This window comes from Haladaptatus paucihalophilus DX253 (assembly GCF_000376445.1).
GTDB lineage: Archaea > Halobacteriota > Halobacteria > Halobacteriales > Haladaptataceae > Haladaptatus > Haladaptatus paucihalophilus.
Genome location: NZ_AQXI01000001.1, coordinates 1,422,545 through 1,445,464 on the forward strand (window position 1 = coordinate 1,422,545; position 22,920 = coordinate 1,445,464).

The window sequence follows — 22,920 nt, forward strand, 5'->3', positions numbered from 1 at the left end:
ATGGTCATGGCACACACCCACACGACTTGAGACTGTGGGTTTTCACTGCGCGTGCCGCCGTCCGACGTAATTACTTCTTCTTCTCGTGTTCCGTGTCGTGAGTCCGTAGCCGAACTTCTTTGTCCGTTATCTCGTGGATGGCGTCGTGCGGAAGCGGGTAGATGTCCTTCGCCTCGTCTTTCCACCCGAGGAGCATCTTGTACTCGTCGAAGAGGCTGGGGTGCGGGTCCACGTACGCGATACCGTCCCGAACGTCGGTGACGATGCCGACCTTCTGGTCGTCCACGTTGAACACCGGTTTGTCCACGTCCTTCGGTTTCGGTGATTTGCGCATATCCTTCGTTCGACCGACATCACCATCAGCGTATCCGCCGATACGAGGGGTCGAGTTTTCTATCTCGTAATCGATGACTGCATCGAAAATTCCGGCCGCTCGTTTTCGAGGTTTCCGCGAAACCTCGCTGTCCTCGGACCCGATGGCACACGCGCCACGGCGGTTAGTCAGTAGTGCGCATCCCGGTTTTCGAATGGCGCGCGCTGGCGGGGTGACGAGGATAGCGGTCATCCGAGTCACCTCGCTATAGTTCGCGCGAGGGATGACGGAGGGAGCCAGCGACCGAAGGAATCGGTTGGGGAGGCACGAGGGCGGTGGCGGCGCAGTTTTAGTGACGTCTGTACTTGCAGTCACCACAAACCAACCGCGACATTTGCAGCCGTAGAAAACCAACCGCGACATTTGCGACCACGGAAAATCAGACACGACTCGTAGCGAACGTGGAGAGGGGTTTCCGGGACTGCTTCTCGGTTATTCCGGCTACTTCTCGCCCGACCCGACCTCGAAAAATCACCTCGACTCGTCACCGTCGCTCGCGCCGTCTCAACACACTTATCTGGCGCGTGGCGCGTACCAAACCGCATGAGCGATATCGTTGTCACGCTCCCGGACGGCGCCGAACTCGACATGGAGGAAGGCGCAACCGTGGAGGACGTGGCGTACGAAATCGGCCCGGGACTAGGCAAGGACACGGTGGCAGGTGTCGTGGACGGCGAACTCGTCGACAAGGCGACGCCGCTGTCCGAGGACTGCCGACTCGTCATCGTCACCGACCAGAGCGACGAGTACCTGAGCGTCCTCCGGCACTCCGCGGCCCACGTCTTCGCGCAGGCGCTGAAGCGACTCCACCCCGAAGCGAAACTCACCATCGGCCCGTGGACCGACGAGGGGTTCTACTACGACATCGCAGGCATCGAACTCGACAGCGACGACCTCGCGGAAATCGAGGACGAGGGCCACGACATCATCGAGGAGGACCTCGACATCGAGCGCGTCGAGAAATCGCGCGAAGAGGCCTTCGACATGTACGAGGACAACGAGTATAAACAGGACATCCTCGACACCGAAGCGGCCGACGAGGACTCGATTTCCTTCTACGAACAGGGCGAGTTCTCGGACCTGTGTAAGGGACCGCACGTCTCCTCGACGGGCGAAATCGGCGGCTTCACGCTGCTCGAAACCTCCGCGGCGTACTGGCGCGGGGACGAGGAGAACGACATGCTGACCCGCGTGTACGGGACGGCGTTCCCGACCGAGAAGGGCCTCGAACAGTACCTCGAACGCATGGAGGAGGCCGAAGAGCGCGACCACCGCAAACTCGGCAAGGAACTCGACCTGTTCTCCATCGACGAGACGACGGGACCGGGCCTGCCGCTGTATCACCCCCACGGAAAGACGATTCTCCGCGAACTGTCCGATTACGCGGGCGAACTCAACCGCGGCGCGGGCTACGACGAGGTGGAGACGCCCCACCTGTTCCGCACGGAACTCTGGAAGAAATCGGGTCACTACGACAACTACGTGGACGACATGTTCCTCCTCGACGTGAACGACGAGGAGTACGGCCTGAAGCCGATGAACTGTCCCGGCCACGCGACCATCTTCGACCAGCACAGTTGGAGTTACCGCGACCTGCCGATTCGCTACTTCGAGAACGGCAAGGTGTATCGCAAGGAACAGCGCGGCGAACTCTCCGGCCTCTCGCGCGTCTGGTCGTTCACCATCGACGACGGCCACCTGTTCGTCCGTCCCGACCAAATCGAGCGCGAGATTCGACAGGTCATGGACCTCATCTTCGAGGTCATCGAGACGTTCGACTTGGACGTGGAAGTCGCGCTCGCCACCCGCCCCGAGAAGTCCGTCGGTAGCGACGAGTTGTGGGAGCACGCCGAAGAACAACTCCGCTCCGTCCTCGAATCCACCGGCATCGACTACGACATCGAGGCGGGCGACGGCGCGTTCTACGGCCCCAAAATCGACTTCGGCTTCGAGGACGCCCTCGGGCGGGTCTGGGACGGCCCGACGGTCCAACTCGACTTCAACATGCCCGAGCGCTTCGACCTGACGTACGTCACCGAGGAAAACGAGGAGGAGCGCCCGGTCATGATCCACCGCGCGCTGTACGGTAGCTACGAGCGCTTCTTCATGGTGCTCATCGAGCACTTCGACGGCAAGTTCCCGCTCTGGCTCTCGCCCGAGCAGGTCCGCGTCCTCCCCGTCAGCGACGACAACCTCGGCTACGCCCACCGCGTCGCCAACGAACTCGACGACTTCCGCGTCGAAGTCGAGGACCGCTCGTGGACGGTTGGGAGAAAGATTCAGCAGGCCCACGACGACCGCGTTCCCTACATGATAATCGTCGGCGGCGACGAGGAGGAAGCGGGCACGATTTCGGTCCGCGACCGTCTGGAGCGCGAGGAGAAGGACGTTTCGTTGGAGGCGTTCCGCGAGCATCTGGAAGCAGAGCGGGACGAGAAGAGTACGGAACTCGGCTTCTTGGACTGAGGCGGCTGGACTGCGGTTTTCCGGTTTTGCTGAAATATTCGGTGGGGGTCGGATTTTACCAGTATTGACGAATAGAGGAGGCGTATTTAGTATTCTACTTCACGGACTACTGGATTCGTGGTCAGTAGTCACCGGTGACCATATGAATATTCGCTGTTATCTACGAGATAGATGAAACCTGTTCGGTTCGTAACCCTCTGTTTCGTATATAGTGGAATAGTACTACTAGCACAGGCCGTTTTCCTCTTCGAGTCTCCTATCGCTGTCATTACACAACTCGGCGTTGGCCTCTCCATCTTGGGAACCGGACTCCTCCGTTTGTACAATCCCGAGAAATACGAGCGAAAGCCGACGGAGTACGGGCTATTAGCGTATGGAATGGCGATTCTCGCTCTCGTATTAACTGCGCTATTTCTCGTCCAAATAATCGTCTTCTAAACTGCAGTTCCCACTGTTCGACCTACGCTCGGTATCCAGCACACCACCGCTGACGAATGTCGGGAGAGTTGCCGACCTCGTTCGCTCTTCTCAGTCCAACTCGTCGCTCCGCTTCGTCTCCCGCAAAATGAACGGCCCAATCGAAAGCGTCCGCTTTGCCACCGTCGCAATCCGCAGAATGTAGGATAGCAAGATGATGAACGGGACGATTGCAATCGTCGAAGCCAGACTCACCGTCAGCACGTCGTTGCTGATGCCGAACGTGGACCCCGGAATCGCCTTCGCGTCGAAGTAGATTATCATCGAGATGGTGACGACGAGGGCCGGGACCGCCGTGTACAGCATGGCCCGCGAGAGGTTGACCAGTTCCCACTGGAAGTAGAGCGTCTTGAAGTGCTCGCGCGACGGGCCGAAGAAGGTCAGCGACTCGATGATGTCGTCGAACGCCTCGTCCACTTCGTCGGTGAGGGCGTCCGCGTGTTCGTTGCGAATCTTCCGCGCGAGGAAAATCTTCCACGAGTAGTTGAAGTTGAGGATGGCCGAGAGCACGTCGAACGTCCCGAACTGCGTGTCTTCGAGCGTGTCGCTCACCTCGTCGGCGTTGCCGGTCAGACCATCGACGTAGCTACCGATTTCGTCTTTCAGGTCCTCGTCGCGGCTCTCGTCCACCGCGTCGGCGAGGGCGTTCGCCCGCGATTTGGTCTCTTCGAGGAGCGCCTGCATGAACGACGCGGGTTCCGGCGGCGCGGTCGGGACGTCGAGCGCGTCCTCGACTTCGCGTCGGAACTGCATCGCGCCCTCCATGCGACTCTGCTGGTCTCCGACCGGACCGAGTTCCTGCGAGAGGACGAGCTGATTCAGCGTCACGACGAGCGTCACGCCGGTGATGATCGCCCCGACGAAGCCTTGAAACACCGTGTCCACCGCGTCGTCGCTCGGCCCGATGTACTGCTGTAGCGGCGACGGGTCGAGAACGCCGAGGACGACCAACGCCGCGAAGACGGCGAGGAGGATGACGGCCGCGACGAGCCACCGATTGGCCTCCATCAGAATCCATAGTTTGAGCCGACTCTCGTCTACTCGCTCGCGCATCGTGTCTCCGGGTTGCGCGCTCCCGTCGGACTCGCTCATACGGAACAAAAACGCGAGTAGCGTCAAATAGACACTTGCCGAAACCAGTTACTCTTGCCGGAGGATGGGTCTGGCGCGGAGTCGTGCAAAAATGGCTCCGAATCGGGGTTCCCGGAACGAATCGGGATTCCCGGAGGTGGTTGCGGGGCGAGAGGTTGTTGCGGGGCCGGAGGTGATTGCGGGGTGGTTTACCGGAGGCGATTACGAGTTGTTCTCCTCGGTCGCCTGTTCGGTTTCGCTCTCCGTCTCGGTTTCCGTCTCCTCGGCGGCGACATCGGCTTCGAGGTCCGAGAGGTCGATGTCGTCGTCGCTGGACGACGTTTCTTCCTCCTCGGGTTCGTCCTCCACACCCATGTCGGCTTTCAGCGTCTCCAGTTCGGAGTCGACCTCGCCGGACGACCGCATCTCTTCGAGTTCGCGGTCGAGGCTGCTTTTATCGGAAAGCGCGTCCTCGAACGCGCCGGTGTCCTGCAGTTCGTCCATCGCTTCCGCACGGGCTTCCATGTCCTCCGTCTTCTCCTCGGCGCGCTCGATGGCCATCCCGACGTCCTGCATCTCGTCGCCGACGCCGGTCATGGCCTCCGAGACGCGGCTGTTGGCTTCCGCGGCCTCGTAGCGAGCCTTCATGCTCTCTTTCTTCGTGCGGAACTCCTCGATACGGTTCTGGAGTTCGTTCTTCTTCTCGACGAGGTTGTCCTGCGTATTCTGGAGTTGCGCGATCTGGCCCTCCAGGTCCTCGATTTGGTTCATCTTCTGCTTTTTCTTTTCGAGGGCTTGCCGGGCCAGGTCCTCGCGGTCCTGCTTGACCGCTTGGCGCGCTTGCTGGTTGTGCTTCTCGACGTTCTCTTCGAGGCGGCGCTTCTGAATTTCGAGGCGCTTTTTCTGCGTCGTGAGGTCCGCGATACCCTGCTTTACGTCCTGCAGTTCGTCGCGCATCTGCTCGTAGGAGTAATCGAGCGTCTCGGTCGGGTCTTCTGCCCTGTTGAGGACGGCGTTTATCTTCGAGCGGACGACGTACGACATGCGTGAAAGTACTCCCATACTACTACATTCAGAACCCGACCCTTAAAATCCTCACCAAGCTAACACGCCCACATGACGTTGAACGAAGTCGTCGTCCCCGGGGCGCGGGACGTGCGCGGGTCGCTGGACGAACCCGAAGCACCGACGGATACCGTCGTCGTCGCCTGTCCACCACATCCGCAATTCGACGGCAACAGAGGCGACAACCGCCTCGTCGCGCTCGCCGACTACCTCACGGAGCACGGCGTGGCCTGCCTGCGCTTCGATTACGGCGATTGGGACGAGGGGTACGGCGAACGCGAGGACGCGCGCAACGCCCTCCGCTGGGCGCGCGAGCGCTACGATTCGGTCGGCATCTTCGGTTTCAGCTTTGGCGGCGCGATAGCGACGCTCGCGGGCGTGGACGAGACCGCCGACGCCATCGCGTTGCTCGCGCCCGCGTCCCGCCTGACCACGGAACTGGACGCGGCCGCGGCGCTGGACGACGTGGACGTTCCGCTGAAAGTCCTCTACGGAACGCGCGACGACACGGCCGACTGGAAACCCCTCGTGGAGCGCGCGAAGGAGTTGGGCTTCGAAACCGAGGAGTTCAGCGCGGACCACTTCTTCATCGGACAGGAAGCGAAGGTGGCGGGGCGGTTGGGCGAGTTCTTGGTCGAACGGCTTTGAAAGGCGGTGGTACGGTGGTTTTTGGGTCTCCGCTGACCGAGGCGGAGAAGACAGCGGGATGGTTCAGCCCTCGAAAGCCCACGTTCAGGACACGTTGATCGTGAGTTCGTTATAATGGTCGTGAGTTCGCCACGACCGCGATTACAGACGTCACATGACCGCACCGCTACCGTGCCGCGTGCTCGCGGTGTTGCCGCTCGCTTTCGAGGTTTCGCCGAAACCTCGCACGCCACACCCTCCCCAACCGATTCCTTCGCATCCGCTCAGTCATCCCTCGCATGATAGTCAGTAGGCTCTCGGACGTGAAGTCCTCGAACCGACTGACACACGCGCCGGGGACGTTGGTTTGTTTTTCTCCGACAGATCCTCCGCCGTATCGCGCGCTGATGGGTCCTTTCACCGCCGTCCTCCCTTCCGTTTTTCCGGCCTCGCGTTCATCTCACGGCGGACCTCCGACGTATCCAACATATGTCACCTCCTGTCGAACCGGACGGCCTCCGAAATGGTTTTGAAGAACGGTTGCGGAAAGTCAGTATGCCGACTGACCCCGAGACAGACTACGACCCCGAGATGGGGAAGAAGTTCATTTTCGTCACAGGGGGCGTCATGTCCGGACTTGGCAAAGGCATTACCGCCGCGAGCACTGGGCGACTGCTCGCAAACGCCGGGTTCGACGTGACTGCCGTGAAGATCGACCCGTATCTCAACGTGGACGCGGGGACGATGAATCCCTACCAGCATGGAGAAGTGTACGTACTGAAGGACGGTGGCGAGGTCGACCTCGATTTGGGGAACTACGAACGGTTCCTCGACATCGACATGACCTTCGACCACAACATCACGACCGGCAAGGCCTACCAGTACGTCATCGAGAAGGAGCGCGCCGGGGACTACCTGGGCAAGACGGTCCAGATCATCCCGCACATCACGGACGAAATCAAGCGCCGCATCCGCGAGGCCGCCGAGGGCCACGACGTGTGTATCGTCGAAGTGGGCGGCACCGTGGGCGACATCGAGAGCATGCCGTTCCTCGAAGCGCTGCGCCAGTTCGCCACGGAACAGGACGACGACGACTTCCTCTTGACCCACGTCACGCTCGTCCCGCACTCGAAGAACGGCGAGCAGAAGACGAAGCCGACCCAGCACAGCGTGAAGGAACTCCGGAGCATCGGCCTGCAACCCGACGTGCTCGTCGGGCGCTGTAGCGACGGACTGGAGGAGAAAACGAAGGAGAAAATCGCGCTGTTCTGCGACGTGCCGACCGACGCCGTGTTCTCGAACCCCGACGTGGAGGACATCTACCACGTCCCGCTCGTCGTGGAGGAGGAGGGCTTGGACGAGTACGTCATGGAGCAACTCTCCCTGACGGACCAGGCGATTCCGAGCGACGACCGGAGCACCGCGTGGCGCGAACTCGTCACGCAGGAGACCGAGGGCGAGGTCGATATCGCGCTCGTCGGTAAGTACGCGCTCGAAGACGCCTACATGTCCATCCACGAGGCGCTCAAACACGCCGGACTGGAGAAGAACGTGGACGTCAACGTCCTCTGGGTCGATTCCGACGAGATGGACGACGACCACGAGGAACGCCTCAAGGAGGCCGACGGAATCGTCGTCCCCGGCGGGTTCGGCAGTCGCGGAACCGAGGGTAAAATCGAGGCCATCCGCTACGCCCGCGAGAACGACGTGCCGTTCCTCGGCCTGTGTCTCGGCTTCCAGATGGCCGTCGTGGAGTACGCCCGGAACGTCCTCGGACTGGACGACGCGAACTCCGCCGAACTCGACGCGGACACACCGCACCCCGTCATCGACATCCTCCCCGAACAGTACGAGGTGGAGGACATGGGCGGGACGATGCGCCTCGGCGCGCACGAAACCGACATCGAATCGGGAACGCTCGCGGAGGAAGTCTACGGCGCGACGAGTTGCACGGAGCGCCACCGCCACCGCTACGAGGTGAACCCCGAGTACTTCGAGGACTTCGAGGGCGAGGACCTCGTTTTCTCCGGCAGTGCCGGAAACCGGATGGAAATCCTCGAAATGAACGACCATCCGTACTTCTTCGGGACGCAGTTCCACCCCGAGTTCCGCTCCCGTCCCGACCGCGCGAGTCCGCCGTTCGTCGGCCTTCTCGATGCGGTCCTCGACGAAGCCGAGCAGCGTGAGGAGGTGGAAGCCTGATGGTCGAAACCGGCAAGTTCATCGAGAAAGCGGTCGCGGAGATTCGAGAAGCGGTCGGCGACTCGCACGCCATCATCGCGCTGTCGGGCGGCGTCGATTCGTCCGTCGCCGCCGGACTCGCGTACAAGGCCATCGGCGACCAGCTCACGCCGGTCTACGTCGATACCGGCTTGATGCGCAAGGGCGAGACGAACCAGATTCGCAAGACGTTCTCCTACATGAGTTCGCTGGAAGTCGTGGAAGCGGAAGACCGCTTTTTCGACGCGCTCTCTGGCGTCACCGACCCCGAGGAGAAGCGGAAGGTCATCGGCGAGCAGTTCATCCGCGAGTTCGAGCGCGAAGCGCGGGTCACGGACGCGGACTACCTCGTGCAGGGGACCATCTACCCCGACCGAATCGAGAGCGAGGGCGGTATCAAGTCACACCACAACGTCGGCGGCCTGCCGGACGTGGTGGACTTCGACGGCATCGTCGAACCCGTCCGCGACCTCTACAAGGACGAAGTGCGCGAGGTCGCTCGCGCCCTCGGCATGGAAGAAATCATCGCCGAGCGCATGCCGTTCCCCGGACCGGGACTGGCAGTCCGCGTCATCGGCGAGGTCACGCCCGAGAAGGCGCAGGTCGCACGCGAGGCGTGCCACGTCGTGGAGGAGGAACTGGAGGAGTACGACCCGTGGCAGGCGTTCGCCGCCGTCGTCGGCAAGGGAACCGGCGTCAAGGGGGACAACCGCGTCCACGGTTGGATTGTCGCGGTGCGCTCGGTCGAATCGCGCGACGGCATGACCGCCAGAGCGCAGGAGATAGACTGGGAGACGCTCCAGCGTATCCAGTCGCGCATCACCGGCCAAAACGAGAACGTCGCCCGCGTCGTCTACGACGTGACACATAAGCCCCCGGCGACCATCGAGTACGAGTGATGCGCGCAGTCATCGCAGGTCCCGACGACGGAGAACTCGGTCGCGCCCTCGAAGCAGAGGGCGTCGAACTGACGGCTGTCAACGGCGTCGCCTCCCGTCCCGCGCTCGAAGACGCGGCCATCACCGAGGCCGACCTCTTCGTCCTCACGGACGTCGGACAGGCCACGGCCATCGCGGTTGCAAAGGACGTGAACCCGGACGTTCGCGTCGTCGTCTACGACGAGCAGTCCATCCCCGAATTCGCTCGGAGTCAGGCCGACCTCATCGTGGACCCGAACCTCCTCGATGCGAACGCAGTCGCAGAGGAGTTGACGGCCTGAGCGACGACGGCCCAGGGGCGAAAGCAGGAGACGGAAGCGGGAAGAGAATCGACGGTATCGGTCGGAAGGGGTAGGGTTAATCCCCCATCCGAACGAGGATTTTGCATGCGCTACGAAGTCCGTGACGAGCTACCGACACCCGAGGAGTTCATCGCCCTCCGCGACGCCGCGGACATGGCACCCCGGAGTTTGGAGGCGGTCGAACGAGGCTTGCCGAACTCGGTGTTCGGCGTGACGGTCGTGGACGGCGAAACCGGCGAGGTCGTCGGCATGGCCCGCATCATCGGCGACGGCGGGTCGGTGTACCAGATTGGCGACATGGCGGTCCACCCCGACCACCAGCGGCAGGGGCTTGGGTCCCGTATGATGGAGCGATTGATGGAATATCTGGAGGAAAATGCACCCGAAGGAGCCTACGTCAACCTCATGGCCGACGTGGAGGGATTCTACGAGCAGTTCGGCTTCGAGTACACGGCTCCCGCTTCGCGGGGGATGTACCAGCGAATGTGACGAATACGAAGTGCGTTCTCGAAAATCCTCGTCCACTCTCTGACTCGTGGTTGGTGTTGCGGTGATTGCAAATACAGACGTCAATGAGACCGCACCGCAACCCAGTACAGAAATCGCATTTTGGGCTGTCGCGTGATTGCAAGTACAGACGTCACTGAAACCGCACCGCATCGGCCACTCCCTCCCCAACCGATTCCTTCGGTCGCTGGCGCTCCCTTCGTCATCCCTCGCACGCTGCCAGCATCGACCTTCGGCCGACCGCTGGTTCGCGGTTTCGCCAGACTCCGTCTGGCTGACTGCCGAGCGTTGCTCGGCAATTTCACCGCTCACCCAGAGGTTTCTTCGAAACCTCGTTGGCCTCAGGCCGGTGCCAGCGCGCGCCACGTTGTTCGCTCGACTGGCGTTCGGGATGGTTCCCGTCCCCTCTCGCGTGCGTTCGACTCACATCGACGCGACCAGTTCGCGCAGTCGCTCGCTCCCCTCGCGGAGGAAGGGGACGCCGTGGCCCATCGCGGCCACCTCGAACTCCGGCGTTCGGGATTCGAGCGAGACGATGCTGTCGTGGACCGCTTCGGTGTCGTAGCTGATGGCCCACGAGGAGGGTTCGAGTTTCCCGTGGTTCTCGCGCACGAGGTCACCGAGGAAGGCGACGCCCAGCGATTCGCTGACGTACGACGTGTGTCCCGGCGAGTGGCCCGGCGTGGCGTAGGCGGTGAAACTCCCGATTTCGTCGCCGTCCTCGATGGGACGAATCTCCTCGTCGGGACGGGAGAGGAGCGGTCGGGTCACGCGCTGGAGCGCTCCCTTGTGGTTGTGCCAGTCGGGGGCGTCCGCGCGCGAGAGCAGCGGCGCGTCCGCCGCCCCGGCGTACACCGGCGCGTTGAGGGGCAAGCGCGCGAGCGACCCGACGTGGTCGAAGTCGTAGTGCGTGAGCAGCACGCGGTCCACGTCGTTGATGGAGTACCCCGCCTCCCGCACGCCGCGCATGATGTCGCCGCTGTCGAAGGGTGTCCCGGCGTCCACGAGGGTCAGGTCGCCGCCGTCGTCGGCGAGATAGCAGTTCACGCTCCCGAGGTCGAGCCACCACACGTCGTCCGCGAGTTGCGTTACCATATCGGACCCACGACGGCCAACCACTTGAGCGTGAACGGGTGATTTTTGGTCGTGCGAGACGCAACTCCTGCTATGGGAACGCCACTGCCGACCGAGACGCGCGACATCGACCGGTGGCGCGCGACGAAAGCCGTCCTTCCGTTTCTCGCGCTCGGACTGTTCGACCTCGTGCTCATCCTCGGATGGGGACTCAACCCGTTGTGGGGCTTTGCCATCCTGCCGCCGATGCTCTTCATCAGCGTACTGGCGTGGATCAGCTTCAAATCCGGGTTCGTCGGCGACAACGCCGAATACGCGGAGGAATGAACGTGTTGGACCGCACACCGGACCTCGACCCGGACGACGGAGAGGTGCTGACGGACGAACTGGTCGTCACCGACGACGTGCTCGTGAAGGCCTTCGCGCTCGGTCCCGGCGCGGAACTCAGCCCGCACGAACACGGCGACAGCACGAACGTCTTTCACGTCATCTCCGGCGAGGTGACGGTGATTCAGGACGACGAGGAAGAGACGGTCTCGGCTCCCGGCGTCGTGCTCCACGAGCGCGGCGTCGTCCACGGCGCGCGCAACGACTCGGACGACGTGGCGATGCTGACGGCGAGCCTCTGCCCGCTTCCGTGACGGCGGCGGGACTCTTTTCGACGGATTCGGTGCGGAAGATATTTGTTCCGTCTCGCCGACAATAGCGGACGATGAACCACTCCCTCCGCCGGTTCGCGCTCGGGCTCTACGTCCTGTGGCTTCTCGCCACCGTCCTGCTCGTTCTCGGAAAGTACACCTCGTTCCCGACCGTGGCGGGCGTTCACAGCGCGGTCGTGGTCGGCGCGACGGTGCTGACGGTGGGCGGGGCAGGGAGACTCGCTCGTGACGGCTATCGGCGGTTCGTCGCCTGAACTCCCGTCGAAGTTGCAGTTTGCTCCAACAACGGCACCGTCCGCTAGTCGAGGTAACCGCTTTCGGAACGACTTTGAAACCGCGATACATCCCCGCAGGCATGAACCGAATCATCGGGGAACGCGAATTGGATGAAACGCCGTTCTCCGCGGAAGCCGCCCGGGAGACGTTCGAACGGATGGTTCTCGCCCGGCGATTCGACGAGCGCGCCATCGCGCTCCAACGACGCGGGTGGATGAGCAGTTGGCCGCCGTACCGCGGACAGGAAGCCTCACAAGTCGGTGCCGCGCTGGCGATGGCCGACGACGACTGGCTCTTCCCGACCTACCGCTCGAACGGGATGCAGGTCGCACGCGGCGTCCCCATCAGCGACATCTTGCTGTTCCGTCGCGGACGACCGGAGTTCAACTCCGAGCACGACATCCCGACGTTTCCCCAAGCGGTACCCATCGCCACGCAAATCCCCCACGCGGCGGGCGCGGGCATGGCGATGAACTACCGCGGCGACGAGGACGCCGTTCTCTGTTACTTCGGCGACGGTGCGACGAGCGAGGGCGACTTCCACGAAGGGCTGAACTTCGCGGGCGTGTTCGACGCGCCGGTCGTCTTCTTCTGTGAGAACAACAACTGGGCCATCAGCCTCCCGCGACACAAGCAGACCGCGAGCGACAGCATCGCCGTGAAGGCGGAGGCCTACGGTTTCGAGGGCGTGCAGGTGGACGGCAACGACCCGCTGGCGGTCCGCGAAACGGTCGCCGACGCGCTCGACTCCGCCCGGAAGGGAAAACCGGTCCTCGTGGAGAGTCTCACCTACCGACAAGGTGCCCACACCACGAGCGACGACCCGAGCAAGTACGAGGACGTGGAACAGGACCTCCCCGAATGGCGGAAGGCGGACCCCCTCGACCGCTACGAGACGTGGCTCCGCGAGCAGGGTGTCATCGACGACGAGTTCGTCGAGGAGGCCTACGACGAAGCGGACGAACTCCTCGCGGAGGCCGTCGAGGAAGCGGAAGCAGTCGAGGACCCCGACCCGCACGACGTGTTCGACCGGGTGTACGCCGACGTGCCCCCGCGACTCCGCGACCAGCGCGAATGGCTGGACTCGTTCCTCGAAGACCACGACGTGTACGAACTGGAACACTGAGAAGGATAGCAAAAAACCGCGCTCGGGAGAACGAATCAGTCGATAGCGATGTACGTTTTGGTGTCCACGACGCCATCGAGTCCCTGAATATCGGACGAGGAGGTTTGGAGTACTTCGTACACCTCGTCCGTGTCCACCTCGACGATGATGTCGAAGTCCCCGGCGACGATGTGCGCCTCCCCCACGTTCGCCAGGCCGCGCACCGATTCGAGCAACCCTTGGGACTTTCCGGCGGCCGTGTTAACCATGATAAACGCGTGCACCATTATGCCGTGTGATACTCTATCATGCGAGAAAAACCTTTGCCCGGCGACGATCCGATACTGTCGTTTCGTCCCGAATCCGCCAAAGACGCCGACCAGCGCGCTCCCGAGCGGCGGTATTGAGGGGCCGGTTCGTCACCGGAGAAAGCTTATTCAACCTCTCTATCGTACGGAGTGACATGCGATTCGTTATCATAGGTGCAGGTAGGGTCGGCCTGCGAACCGCTCGCGTCCTCCGCGAAGAGGGGCACGAGGTCGTGTTGGTGGAAAACGACGCGAACAAAGTGAAGCGTGCGCGCACCGACGACTTCGAGGTCATCGAGGGCGACGGGTCGCGCGAGTCGGTCCTCGAACAGGCGGACCTCGACACCGCGGACGCCCTCGGGGGGTTGACGGGGGACCTAAACGTCAACTTCGCGGCCTGCATGGTCGGCAAACACCACGGCTGTCGAACCATTCTGCGCATCGACAACGACTACCGGGAGGACATCTACCGGAAGTTCGCCAGCGACGTGGACGAAGTGGTCTACCCCGAGCGACTGGGAGCCATCGGTGCGAAAAACGCCCTCCTCGGCGGGAACATCCGCGCCATCGCCGATATCGCCCAGAACTTGCAGGTGGTCGAACTCACCATCACCGAGGAGTCACCCATGCGCGGCTACTCCATCAGCGAACTCGAACTACCCGCGAACTCGCGCATCCTCGCGTTCGGCAAGCACGACGAGCGGATCGGCATTCCGCTCCCGGACGACTCCCTCGAAGTCGGCGACAGGGTAGCCGTCCTCGCCGATTTCGGGGTGTTGGACGACGTTCGGAAGATACTCGTCGGCGACGGCAGTCGAGCGGCCGCGGGAGCGGGGGGTGTCTGAGATGGTCGCCGCATACATCATGGTCAAGGCGAACACGGGCGAGGCGGACCGGTTGAAGAACGCGATTCTCGACATCGACGGCGTGGAAGACGCCCACATCGTCGCGGGCGACGTGGACCTCATCGTGAAGGTGGACGTCGAGAACCCCGCCGAAGTGAAGACCGTCGCTGCCGACGGAATTCAGGGCGTGCAGGGCGTCGAGGACACTCAGACGTACATATCTATGGACTAACATACGGGGCCGAGAGAATCGCAAAACGACGCCGCTCGTCCTCTTTGTACGCCGTTCGGATGCCCCTCCACCAATATTTGACCGACACCCGGCCGCGACACGACCGATAGCCGACCGTTAGTCGTAGGATTGGTGTGCCCGGTTCAACATCCCCGCGGCGGGTTCGTCGTAGTCGTAGCCGGGAATCAGACCTTGCATCCACGTCCCCTCGGCGAAATCCACGACCGCCTTCGCGTTCTCGGCCGCTTTGTCGGGATACCCCGAGAACTCGACTTCGAGGACTACTTCGTCGCCGTCTCGCCTTATCGTCGGTGGCGTCGCGTCGTCCGAGGAAACGACCGTGTGGGCGTCTTCCAGTCGGAGTTCGAGCGTTTCGAACCAACCGGTTTCAACGACGTCGGCGACCGAATCGTCCGCCACGACGCCCGAAAGCATCGGCATTCTGACGGTCACTCGGATGGAGTCGGATACGGTAACGCGTCCGTCGAACGGCGTCGTGGTCACGAGGTAGCCGTCGTCGTCCGATTCGAAGCCGTCGTGCAGGCCGAAGGCTCGTTCGACCGCGTTCGTCTGCGTCATTGCCCGTCGGTAGGGCCGGAGAACGGAAGGGCGTTACGAGAAGTCGCGGCGGACATCGACGTCGGACGACCAGTACAGGTCGTGGTCGTAGACGACCGCCGTATCTTCGAGTTTTAGGTATCGTTGCAACTCGTCCCCCGTGACAGTGAACGTCGGTAGGTCGCCACCCAATAGGTAGTACGACTCCTCGTCGTCGATGTACGGAAGGAGGAACGACCCCATCGAATGTTGGTTCGTCGGGTAGGTTCGAATGCCGAGCGCGTACTCGTCGTCGCCGAGCGGTTCGACCGAGAACACGACCGGTGCGCTCTCCGATTGGACGACTTGGATGCTGCCGTCGCCGACGACGACGTACTGATTGCCGACGAGTCGCCGTCGGCGTGCGATGGAAAGCGCCGCCCGGAGCGGGAATCCGGCGTTGAGCAGTTTGGCGATGGTTTGGCCGATGACGGTGGCTCCGGCGTTGCCGATTTCGCTGTACGTGACGATGCCGCCGATGCTGCCCGCCTCGATGAGGCGTTTGCCGGGGACGTACGACCGACAGGCGTTCAGCAGAAACATATCGACGCCCACGGTCGCCACATCGTCGGGATGGAGAAGTCCGTCGTGACAAACGAACGCCTCGTTTTCGACGTGGCCGATGTAGTGGAAGAAGTCGGTCGGTTCGCGGAGGTGTCGCCGAAGGTCCGCCGTCGAGCAGTTCCGGTCGATGGTCACGTCGAACGGCAGTTCGTCCCGGTGGTAGTACAGCGAATCGCGGTACTCCGCTTCCATCTTCGGGTCGTTACAGATGATAGTGATCTGCGGGTCGTCCGTCGATCCATCGCGGTCCACGCGATGTTCGAACCCGGCATCGACGAGTTTGTTCCCGCCGACCGGTGCGCCGTCGCCGAGCCACGCGTGTTCGAGCGTTTCCGTCTTCGGCGGCACGACGTACCGCTCGTCGGGGGCGGGTTCCACGGGATACCTCCTGTCCACGTCTGTCGTCCGCGTGAACTCGCCGATATCTGCCGCCGTCGCGACCGGCTCGCTGAACGCTCCGTCAGTCGTCGCCACGCCGATTATCGGCAAGTCCCGAATGACGTACGGAAGTTGGGCCGCGTTCCGGTGGTCGTCCGTGGCCTGCACCGCGAGTCGCCACGTGGGAAGCACGTCATCGAGCAGCGAGAACGGCACGTCGAGGTACGCCAGCAGTCGGTCCGAAAGCGACGCATCGTAGAGGGCCGCGAAGTCGAGGTTGACGAAGGGTTCCACTTCCCGCCGTTCGTGTAAGTCGAAGCGATACAACCCCTCGGTACGGGTGAGACAGTCGAGCAACAGGGTCTGTTTGAGGACGCGGGCCGTTTCGCCTTCGAACCCGCGCTCCGGGTGGTCGAGGGCGTGGGAACCGCTGTCCGTGACGATTCGGGGGGAATCTCCGGGGACGACCGTCGCGCCGAGATAGTACGCGAGCGAGGCGACGGGAAAGACGAACTCGAACGCCGGCGGGACTTCGATGGTCACGCCCGTTTCCGGCGGTTGCAGGTCGTCCGGAACGTGGAGTTCGTCGCCGAACTCGACCGTCGGGGGGTGTCCGCGGAGCGTGGGGAACGACCGCTCCGGACTGGTCGTCTTCAACGCCGACCCGAACGAGGAGATGGCCGCCATCACGTCCGCCGGGTCGCTCGTCGTCGTCACCGTCCCCGCCGGGCGGGTGTGGTCGGACCGAGCACCGATTTCGAGGGGGGATTCGTCGCCCAACGAGAGAGTCAACCGGTCGTCTCCAACCTCGAAGTCGAGCGCGGATTCCACGCGGAGATACGTCTTCACCGGCGTCGTCAGTTCGACGTAATATTCGTCGGACGGGAGCGTCACCTCCGTCTCGTGGTCGACCGTAGCGACCAGTTCGCCGGACGTGTCGCGGACGAACGCGGAGACGAGGAACGGGAACTCGATTCGGTCCGTTCGGACGCGAGCCACCGCACTGACCGGCGCGGCGAACCCATCGACGGAGACGGGACGGGGTTCCACACACTGTGACGTTTCGATAGCGTACTGACACCGTTCCAGCGGGTCGATGATGGAAACCCCGGGTCGGTCGTCCCGCGGTCGAAAAAGCGGCTCGACGCTTCGGCCGATGGTATTGGGGACGGGTACGTCACTCATTGGCGGATGACCTCAAACGTCGAACCACTCGGTCGTGTAGCTCGTCTCGCGGAGGTGCCAGCGCTGTTCCGGGCCGCTGTCCCCCGCACGGAGTTCGATTATCGCGTCGAACCGGTGTGCGATGGCGCGAACCTGCGGCGAATCGCGGTCGATGGGGAGGACGTAGTGGCCCATCCCGGAGACGTCCTTGATGCGGCGACAGAGGGTATCGAGGAACGCATCGACCTCGGCGTCGTCGTGGGTCTCCACCAGCGGGCGGAGCGTATCGAAACAGAAGCGAAGTTCGGCCGGTGCGAACCCGCCGTGTTCCGCGTCGAGGCGTTCAATTGCGTCGACGATTTCGTCGCGGAACTCGTGTATATCGCCGTCCACGCGTTCGACGGTCGGGGTGGTCCGTACCGAAGATTCGGCGGCCGCGGACCGAGCGCCGGTGTGATAGTCCACGACGTGCGCGTCCGACCCGGCGGAACCGGCGCGAGAGAGACGAGTACGCGCCGTCGAGATGCTGCGGTCGTGGAGCGCGAAGAGCCGCGTTCGGTTGCGCGTCGAATCGCCGAGTAGCGGGACGCTGGCGGCGTCGACGACGGAATCCGGGACCGACCCGACGACGAGCAGATTCCCCCCGAGTCGCTTGATGCGTGCGAGACCCGGCTCGATGGTTATCGACCCGTCGCCGCGAACGGTTACGTGGTGGCCGTACAGAGAAAACGAGAGTCGCCCGCCGCGTCGCGGCGTGCCGTCGTCGCGTGACTTGAACAGTTTGTCGAGCGCCTCGGGGTCGATAACGTCGTAGAGTTGTTCGGGGATGTCCGCCGGTTCGACGCCTGCCACGTCCGCGACAGCCACCGTCACCGTCGTGCTGAGTGACTGCGGGCTGGAGAGGTCGTGTTGCACGCGGTACACACCGCGCTCGTCAGGGGAACCGTCCTCAGTCATATACTTTTTAAGCTTCTGTGAGCGACAGTGAAAAACCCATCGTCACTTCTCTGATAATGATTTCGTCCGATAGGTATTTTCGTCGCGCTCTCCGTCGGTTCTCGAACCGCGGAAACCGCTCTCGACGTTCGTTCCGCTCCGACCACATCGCCTCGTCCACTCACCGCACCGTCCAGTTCACCCCACCCATTCGTACGCGCGGGAGAACATCCACGGAACAACGACGAGCAGGCCGCCGAGACACATCGCGAAGAGGGCCGCCATATCCCCGAGGGTCCACCGCTTCGAATCGCCGCCGGGCGGGGAGAGACGACCGGCGTTCTCCGGCGTGCCCGAATCGGTCGTCGAACCGTTCGGGACGGCGCTCGTGCGCTCGGTCCCTCGGTCGGTTTCCGTCGTCCGCTCCCGCGTCGTCTCGGACTCGATAGCGGTCGCCGTTGCGGTCGTCGATGATGCCGATGTCGCGTCGGTCGGCGTCGTGGCTGGTACCGTAGTCGTCGTGGTCACTGGGGTCGTGGTCGTTGTCGTCGGAGTCGTCGTGGACGTGGAAGTCGTCGTGGTCGCGGTCGTGGAGGGCGGCGGCGTCGTGGTTGTCGTCGTAGTCGGCGTCGTTGTTGTGGTGGTCGTGGTGGTCGGTATCGTTGTTGTGGTGGTCGTGGTGGTCGGTATCGTTGTTGTGGTGGTTTGGGTGGTGGTCGTCGTTGCGGTTGTGGTCGTTGTGGTCGTGGTTGTTTGAGTAGTCGTCGTGGTTGTCGTCGGAATCGTCGTGGTCGTCTGGGTCGTCGTGGACGTCCCGGTGGTCGTGGTCGCGTTGGTCGTGGTGGCCGTCGTAGACGACGAGGTGGTCGTGTTGGTAGCGGTCGCCGTCGCGTTGGTCGTCGCGGCGAGCACGCCCGGAGCACCACCGCCGCGACCGGCGGACGGGGTGACGTTCCCTGCGATGAGAAGTCCTGCAATGAGTAAGAGAGTGAGCACACGGGATACCGAGGTTCGCGTCTGGACCGGGAGCATGGGTCGCTGGTCATCGGTTCCCGTCATCGGTTGATTATTGTTACGATTATTCCGAACAAACGTAAATATCTTACAATAATTTGTTCTGATTGGTATTGTATGTGCGAAATTCGGAAGTGATGTTTGAAATGTTCAAAATTCGTATGTAGCGGATAAGTGATAAATCCGACCGACGTGATGGGATTTCGCACGTCGAATCAGATTTGGTTCCATTTGTACGACAAGTACGACAGTTATCGTTCTCGTGGGAAGACACGTGCAGGTCGCTAGCCGCCGTCGAAACTGTCAAAATTCGGTTCAATGCTGGTCGAGTATCGCCGCGAAACCCATCCTTTCGGCTCGTCGCACCCGAAATTCGAACCCGCCGGTCGATACCATTAAGCCCCCGGAATCAGATATGTAGGACGAAGCGAACGAGGTTATAGCCGCAAAGGCAGGTGCTAGAACACCTACCTCGTTTGCTTCGGACCCGTACCGAAGCATGTTTGACAACGATTCTCCGCAAGAAAAGCGTACCGCTCAGCAACCGCTCCCGAAAACCTGTCCGCGCTGTGACGAGCGGGTCAGGATGATAACGGTGACTGACCCCGAGTACATGCGGCTGTGGCCGTGTGGACATCGAATCGCCGCGTAGGAAGTTCCGACAGTTCGTTTTTTGGTGGGCCGTACGGTGGAAATCGTCGTTCAGTTCGGTGATGCGCCTCGGACAAACGTGTCTACTCGGTTGTCAAGTACAGCAGGCAGAATGCGATGCGAGGGATGGGATTCGAACCACGGCAAGACGTTCCTGCTCACTCGACAAGAGCAAGCTCTTGCCTGCTCTCGTTCACTTCGTTCACGAGAGCTCCGTTCCGCGGGCGTGCGTCTTGTCTACTTCGAATCCCAGAGCGCAGTCTCCGCTCACGAAGTGGTTCGCGGAGAATGCGAGGGATGGGATTCGAACAACGCCCGAGAACCTGCGCTTCGCGCAGAACCTCGGTCTAATTCGAACCTATTCAGCCGATTCGTACGGCGCGACGGACTGTCGCGCCGATTCATGCGAGGGATGGGATTCGAACCCATGGACGTCTACACGAGCGGGTCTTAAGCCCGCCGCCGTTGGCCTAGCTTGGCAACCCTCGCGCGTCAGTCGATTACCGCTTCCCCTGCAAGTGGGTTTCGGTTAGGGGTGGCCTCCCGTGTTTATCACGCCTCGAACCGAATCCCCGTCCATGCTCGCCCTCTCGCGCGAAGCGTACGATACGCTCGTCAGTCGCGCGCGTCGCGGCCGTCCCGCGGAGATTTGCGGAATCCTCGCGGGCACCCGCGGCGACCCCGCGAACGTCGAAGAGGTGTTTCACGCAGAGAACGTCGCGGCGGACGCGCGAACGCACTACGAAATCGACCCGGAAGAGCAACTCGCGGTCATGGAACGAATCGAAGCGGACGGCCGGGAGGTCGTCGGATTCTATCACTCCCACCCGCTCGGCCCGGACGAACCGAGCGCGACCGACGCGGCGGACGCGACGTGGGACGGCTACTCCTACGTCATCGTCTCGCTGAACGGCTCGCACCCGTTCGTCGGGTCGTGGCGCTGGACCGGCGAGGGATTCGAACCGGAAGTGGTGCGGCTGACGTAGCCGCGCGAACCGCCGCAACCACCGAGGACGGTAGCAATCTAGGGGCGGGATTTTTTACGTCGCTTCGAACACAGGTGGCATGGACGAAACGGAACCCGTCGAGGCGGCCGACCGAATGGACCCGACCCACCGCGCGAAACTGGCGCTACAGTGCTGCGAGACGAGACACGCGCCCGACTCGCGGGTCGCGGTTTTCGACGTAACTCCCGCCGGACGAGAATCGAACGGGGACGAACTCGTACTCCGTGGATCGGTTTCAACCTCCCGACACGAACGCGAAGCGTGCGAGGCGGTCGAGCGCGCGACCGGACGAACGACGACGAGCGACCTCACCGTCCTCGAATCGCTCCGAACGGAGAAGACCGTCGCGCGGTCCGTCGTCCCCGTTCGCGGGGACGCGGACGACGAGGGCGAACAGGTGACGCAAGTCCTGTACGGCGCGCGAGTCGCCGTCTTCGACCGCGACGGCGACTGGGCGCGGGTGTTCACGCCCGACGGGTATCTCGGGTGGGTCGATGTGGACGCGCTCGCCGAGATGGAAGTCGAAGACGCGAACGCGGTCGTCGCCCGCGATACCACGACGACGGAGGGCGAGACGGTGTACGCCGGAACCCCCTGCAAAGTCGAGGACGATACCGAAACGACGGCCGTCTTCCGAACCGGCGAACGGGTGGCTTCGGCGGATGGGGCGATTCAGCGACCGCCGGAGAATCCCACTGGGGACGATATCGTCGAAATCGCACGAGAGTATCTCGGAACGGAGTACGACTGGGGCGGCATGACGAGCGACGGAATCGACTGCTCCGGGCTGGTGTGGATTTCCTATCGGATCAACGGACTCGTCCTTCCCCGCGACGCGGACCAACAGCGGGCCATGGGTGAGTCGGTCGAGCGCGACGACCTCCGCCCCGGCGACCTGCTCTTTTTCCCCGGTCACGTCGCCATCAGCCTCGGCGGCGACGAATACGTCCACGCCTACGGCGGCGCGGAAGCCGTCGTCATCAACAGTCTCGACCCGGAAAGCGATTCGTACATCCCCGACTTGGACGAGAAGTTCGAACTCGCGCGACGGCTTATCTGAGCCACGCGAACACGGCGTCCCCGATTTCGGCGATGGCGTCCGCCGCGTCGGCACCCGTGTCGGACGTCGCTCGCGCGCCGTCCGTCTCCGTCCCACCAACCCCGTCGATGAAGACCGAAAAAACGAGCGGTCGGTCGCGGTCCGGAACCGACAGGAAGCCGGTATCGAGTGCGGCGGTCGGAAGCCGTCCGGTTTTGTGCGCGACGTCGGTTTCGTAGGGGAGATAGCGCGGGACCATCGACGTGTCCTTCTGGGCGGCGAGCGGGACGCGCATTCGCTCGTAGGCGGCCGCGGAAAGCGTCGTCTCGCACGCGAGGTCCGCGAAGAACCGCGCACAGTCGAGCGGCGTAGTCGCGTTCGTCGGTTCGTCCGCGGGAACGTGCACGTCGAACTCCCCGAAGTCGGTGTCTTCGAGCGTCGTCATCATCTTTCGCGCGAGGCGGGTTCGGTCCATGCCGAGACGGGCCGCGGCGTCGTTCACCGCCGACATCCCGAGGTGGTCGATGAGTTGGTTCGTCGCGGCGTTGTCGCTCACCGAAATCATCGCACGCGCGAGGTCCTCGACCGTCGGCGTGGCGTTGAGGAGGTGCAACAACCCGCTCCCACCGACGCGGTTTTCGGGCGAGAGGGGGCAGGGCCGGTCGAGTTCGTCGAGTCGGTCGTCGGCGTCGTACCGCTCGTAGAGGGCGTAGAAGACGGGGAGTTTGACGGTGCTCGCGCTCTGGAAGACGCGCGTCTCGTCGTGAGAACACACTACGTCGAACTCGTCCGGGCCGGACGGGAAGCCGAGAAAGACGCCGAGGTCGCCGTCGATGGTCTCGTCGTACGCCGCGATGGTGGCCGCCAGTTCGTCGCGCGTGTCGATAGCGGGGGTGTCAGGACGCATCGGTCATCGACCCCGATTTCGTCGCCATGCCGACACACTGGTCGCCCGCGCCTACAAATAGTTTCGTGTCGGAGGGGGTTTGGGAAAGAACGACCGACGAATCGGGGGAAGCGCCACC

26 protein-coding genes and 1 tRNA gene are annotated in these 22,920 nt (G+C 62.8%); 16 read left to right on the plus strand and 11 right to left on the minus strand.

The window, feature by feature from the left end; genetic code table 11:
• Positions 1-70: 70 nt before the first annotated feature.
• On the minus strand, positions 71-565 hold the full coding sequence (locus tag B208_RS0108010; protein WP_007976989.1) for a hypothetical protein: 495 nt from the start codon (positions 563-565) through the stop codon (positions 71-73).
• Between the two features lie 351 nt (positions 566-916).
• Between B208_RS0108010 and thrS the strand changes: the two genes are divergently transcribed.
• Positions 917-2,839: a threonine--tRNA ligase gene (thrS, locus tag B208_RS0108015; RefSeq protein WP_007976987.1), complete on the plus strand. Its 1,923-nt coding sequence runs from the start codon at positions 917-919 to the stop codon at positions 2,837-2,839.
• A gap of 528 nt (positions 2,840-3,367) precedes the next feature.
• Here thrS and B208_RS0108025 read toward each other — a convergent pair.
• The gene (locus B208_RS0108025) at positions 3,368-4,408 is read right to left on the minus strand and encodes a hypothetical protein (protein ID WP_007976982.1); all 1,041 of its coding nucleotides are present in this window, start codon (positions 4,406-4,408) and stop codon (positions 3,368-3,370) included.
• 201 nt (positions 4,409-4,609) lie between these two features.
• The gene (locus B208_RS0108030) at positions 4,610-5,449 is read right to left on the minus strand and encodes a PspA/IM30 family protein (protein WP_026177780.1); all 840 of its coding nucleotides are present in this window, start codon (positions 5,447-5,449) and stop codon (positions 4,610-4,612) included.
• 54 nt (positions 5,450-5,503) lie between these two features.
• Here B208_RS0108030 and B208_RS0108035 point away from each other — a divergent pair, with 54 nt between their 5' ends.
• The 5 genes from B208_RS0108035 to B208_RS0108055 all read left to right on the plus strand — a co-directional run bounded on the left by B208_RS0108035 (position 5,504) and on the right by B208_RS0108055 (position 10,028).
• The gene (locus B208_RS0108035) at positions 5,504-6,100 is read left to right on the plus strand and encodes an alpha/beta hydrolase (RefSeq protein WP_007976977.1); all 597 of its coding nucleotides are present in this window, start codon (positions 5,504-5,506) and stop codon (positions 6,098-6,100) included.
• Positions 6,101-6,634: 534 nt separating this feature from the next.
• Positions 6,635-8,281 carry a CTP synthase gene (locus tag B208_RS0108040; RefSeq protein WP_007976976.1) on the plus strand — a complete coding sequence of 549 codons (1,647 nt, stop codon included), beginning with the start codon at positions 6,635-6,637 and terminating at the stop codon, positions 8,279-8,281.
• A complete protein-coding gene (guaA, locus tag B208_RS0108045; RefSeq protein ID WP_007976974.1) occupies positions 8,281-9,198 on the plus strand; it encodes a glutamine-hydrolyzing GMP synthase in 918 nt (305 codons plus the stop codon). The genes B208_RS0108040 and guaA overlap by 1 nt, the downstream gene beginning before the upstream one ends.
• Positions 9,198-9,518, plus strand: coding sequence for a DUF7126 family protein (locus tag B208_RS0108050; RefSeq protein ID WP_007976972.1), 321 nt, complete (start codon positions 9,198-9,200; stop codon positions 9,516-9,518). The genes guaA and B208_RS0108050 overlap by 1 nt, the downstream gene beginning before the upstream one ends.
• A gap of 105 nt (positions 9,519-9,623) precedes the next feature.
• Positions 9,624-10,028, plus strand: a complete 405-nt coding sequence (locus B208_RS0108055; RefSeq protein WP_007976970.1) for a GNAT family N-acetyltransferase — start codon at positions 9,624-9,626, stop codon at positions 10,026-10,028.
• Between the two features lie 441 nt (positions 10,029-10,469).
• Here the strand turns inward: B208_RS0108055 and B208_RS0108060 are convergent, their stop codons facing one another.
• Positions 10,470-11,141: an MBL fold metallo-hydrolase gene (locus B208_RS0108060; RefSeq protein ID WP_007976969.1), complete on the minus strand. Its 672-nt coding sequence runs from the start codon at positions 11,139-11,141 to the stop codon at positions 10,470-10,472.
• Positions 11,142-11,213: 72 nt separating this feature from the next.
• Between B208_RS0108060 and B208_RS0108065 the strand changes: the two genes are divergently transcribed.
• From B208_RS0108065 to pdhA, 4 genes are all read left to right on the plus strand, one after another.
• Positions 11,214-11,447: a hypothetical protein gene (locus tag B208_RS0108065; protein ID WP_007976967.1), complete on the plus strand. Its 234-nt coding sequence runs from the start codon at positions 11,214-11,216 to the stop codon at positions 11,445-11,447.
• Positions 11,444-11,761 carry a cupin domain-containing protein gene (locus tag B208_RS0108070; RefSeq protein WP_007976964.1) on the plus strand — a complete coding sequence of 106 codons (318 nt, stop codon included), beginning with the start codon at positions 11,444-11,446 and terminating at the stop codon, positions 11,759-11,761. The genes B208_RS0108065 and B208_RS0108070 overlap by 4 nt, the downstream gene beginning before the upstream one ends.
• 71 nt (positions 11,762-11,832) lie before the next feature.
• The gene (locus B208_RS0108075; RefSeq protein ID WP_007976963.1) at positions 11,833-12,033 is read left to right on the plus strand and encodes a hypothetical protein; all 201 of its coding nucleotides are present in this window, start codon (positions 11,833-11,835) and stop codon (positions 12,031-12,033) included.
• A 101-nt stretch (positions 12,034-12,134) separates the two neighbouring features.
• Complete coding sequence (gene pdhA / locus B208_RS0108080; protein ID WP_007976960.1) at positions 12,135-13,181, plus strand: pyruvate dehydrogenase (acetyl-transferring) E1 component subunit alpha; 1,047 nt, start codon at positions 12,135-12,137, stop codon at positions 13,179-13,181.
• A 35-nt stretch (positions 13,182-13,216) separates the two neighbouring features.
• On the opposite strand, the gene B208_RS0108085 is transcribed toward pdhA, so the two are convergent.
• The gene (locus tag B208_RS0108085; RefSeq protein WP_007976958.1) at positions 13,217-13,447 is read right to left on the minus strand and encodes an Lrp/AsnC ligand binding domain-containing protein; all 231 of its coding nucleotides are present in this window, start codon (positions 13,445-13,447) and stop codon (positions 13,217-13,219) included.
• A gap of 176 nt (positions 13,448-13,623) precedes the next feature.
• Between B208_RS0108085 and B208_RS0108090 the strand changes: the two genes are divergently transcribed.
• The gene (locus B208_RS0108090; RefSeq protein WP_007976956.1) at positions 13,624-14,313 is read left to right on the plus strand and encodes a potassium channel family protein; all 690 of its coding nucleotides are present in this window, start codon (positions 13,624-13,626) and stop codon (positions 14,311-14,313) included.
• Between the two features lies 1 nt (position 14,314).
• Complete coding sequence (locus B208_RS0108095; RefSeq protein ID WP_007976954.1) at positions 14,315-14,545, plus strand: Lrp/AsnC family transcriptional regulator; 231 nt, start codon at positions 14,315-14,317, stop codon at positions 14,543-14,545.
• Between the two features lie 117 nt (positions 14,546-14,662).
• On the opposite strand, the gene B208_RS0108100 is transcribed toward B208_RS0108095, so the two are convergent.
• From B208_RS0108100 to B208_RS0108115, 4 genes are all read right to left on the minus strand, one after another.
• Entirely contained in the window at positions 14,663-15,124 is a 462-nt protein-coding gene (locus tag B208_RS0108100; RefSeq protein ID WP_007976951.1) for a DUF5813 family protein, read from the minus strand.
• Between the two features lie 33 nt (positions 15,125-15,157).
• A complete protein-coding gene (locus B208_RS0108105; RefSeq protein ID WP_007976949.1) occupies positions 15,158-17,269 on the minus strand; it encodes a hypothetical protein in 2,112 nt (703 codons plus the stop codon).
• Between the two features lie 12 nt (positions 17,270-17,281).
• On the minus strand, positions 17,282-18,205 hold the full coding sequence (locus B208_RS0108110) for a DUF7504 family protein (RefSeq protein ID WP_232423751.1): 924 nt from the start codon (positions 18,203-18,205) through the stop codon (positions 17,282-17,284).
• 177 nt (positions 18,206-18,382) lie between these two features.
• Positions 18,383-18,712 carry a hypothetical protein gene (locus B208_RS0108115; RefSeq protein WP_007976946.1) on the minus strand — a complete coding sequence of 110 codons (330 nt, stop codon included), beginning with the start codon at positions 18,710-18,712 and terminating at the stop codon, positions 18,383-18,385.
• Between B208_RS0108115 and B208_RS0108120 the strand changes: the two genes are divergently transcribed.
• Positions 18,705-18,941, plus strand: coding sequence for a hypothetical protein (locus B208_RS0108120; protein WP_007976943.1), 237 nt, complete (start codon positions 18,705-18,707; stop codon positions 18,939-18,941). The genes B208_RS0108115 and B208_RS0108120 overlap by 8 nt on opposite strands.
• Before the next feature lie 9 nt (positions 18,942-18,950).
• The gene (locus B208_RS0108125; RefSeq protein WP_007976941.1) at positions 18,951-19,250 is read left to right on the plus strand and encodes a hypothetical protein; all 300 of its coding nucleotides are present in this window, start codon (positions 18,951-18,953) and stop codon (positions 19,248-19,250) included.
• 1,003 nt (positions 19,251-20,253) lie between these two features.
• Here the strand turns inward: B208_RS0108125 and B208_RS0108130 are convergent.
• Positions 20,254-20,338, minus strand: a tRNA-Leu gene (locus tag B208_RS0108130).
• 89 nt (positions 20,339-20,427) lie between these two features.
• Between B208_RS0108130 and B208_RS0108135 the strand changes: the two genes are divergently transcribed.
• Both B208_RS0108135 and B208_RS0108140 read left to right on the plus strand, forming a co-directional pair.
• Positions 20,428-20,835, plus strand: coding sequence for a desampylase (locus tag B208_RS0108135; protein WP_007976938.1), 408 nt, complete (start codon positions 20,428-20,430; stop codon positions 20,833-20,835).
• Between the two features lie 79 nt (positions 20,836-20,914).
• Positions 20,915-21,916 (plus strand): NlpC/P60 family protein, encoded by a 1,002-nt coding sequence (locus B208_RS0108140; RefSeq protein ID WP_007976937.1) that lies wholly within the window; start codon positions 20,915-20,917, stop codon positions 21,914-21,916.
• Here the strand turns inward: B208_RS0108140 and B208_RS0108145 are convergent.
• Positions 21,909-22,802 carry a serine hydrolase gene (locus B208_RS0108145; protein WP_007976935.1) on the minus strand — a complete coding sequence of 298 codons (894 nt, stop codon included), beginning with the start codon at positions 22,800-22,802 and terminating at the stop codon, positions 21,909-21,911. The two genes, B208_RS0108140 and B208_RS0108145, sit on opposite strands and share 8 nt — an antisense overlap.
• Positions 22,803-22,920 lie beyond the last annotated feature (118 nt).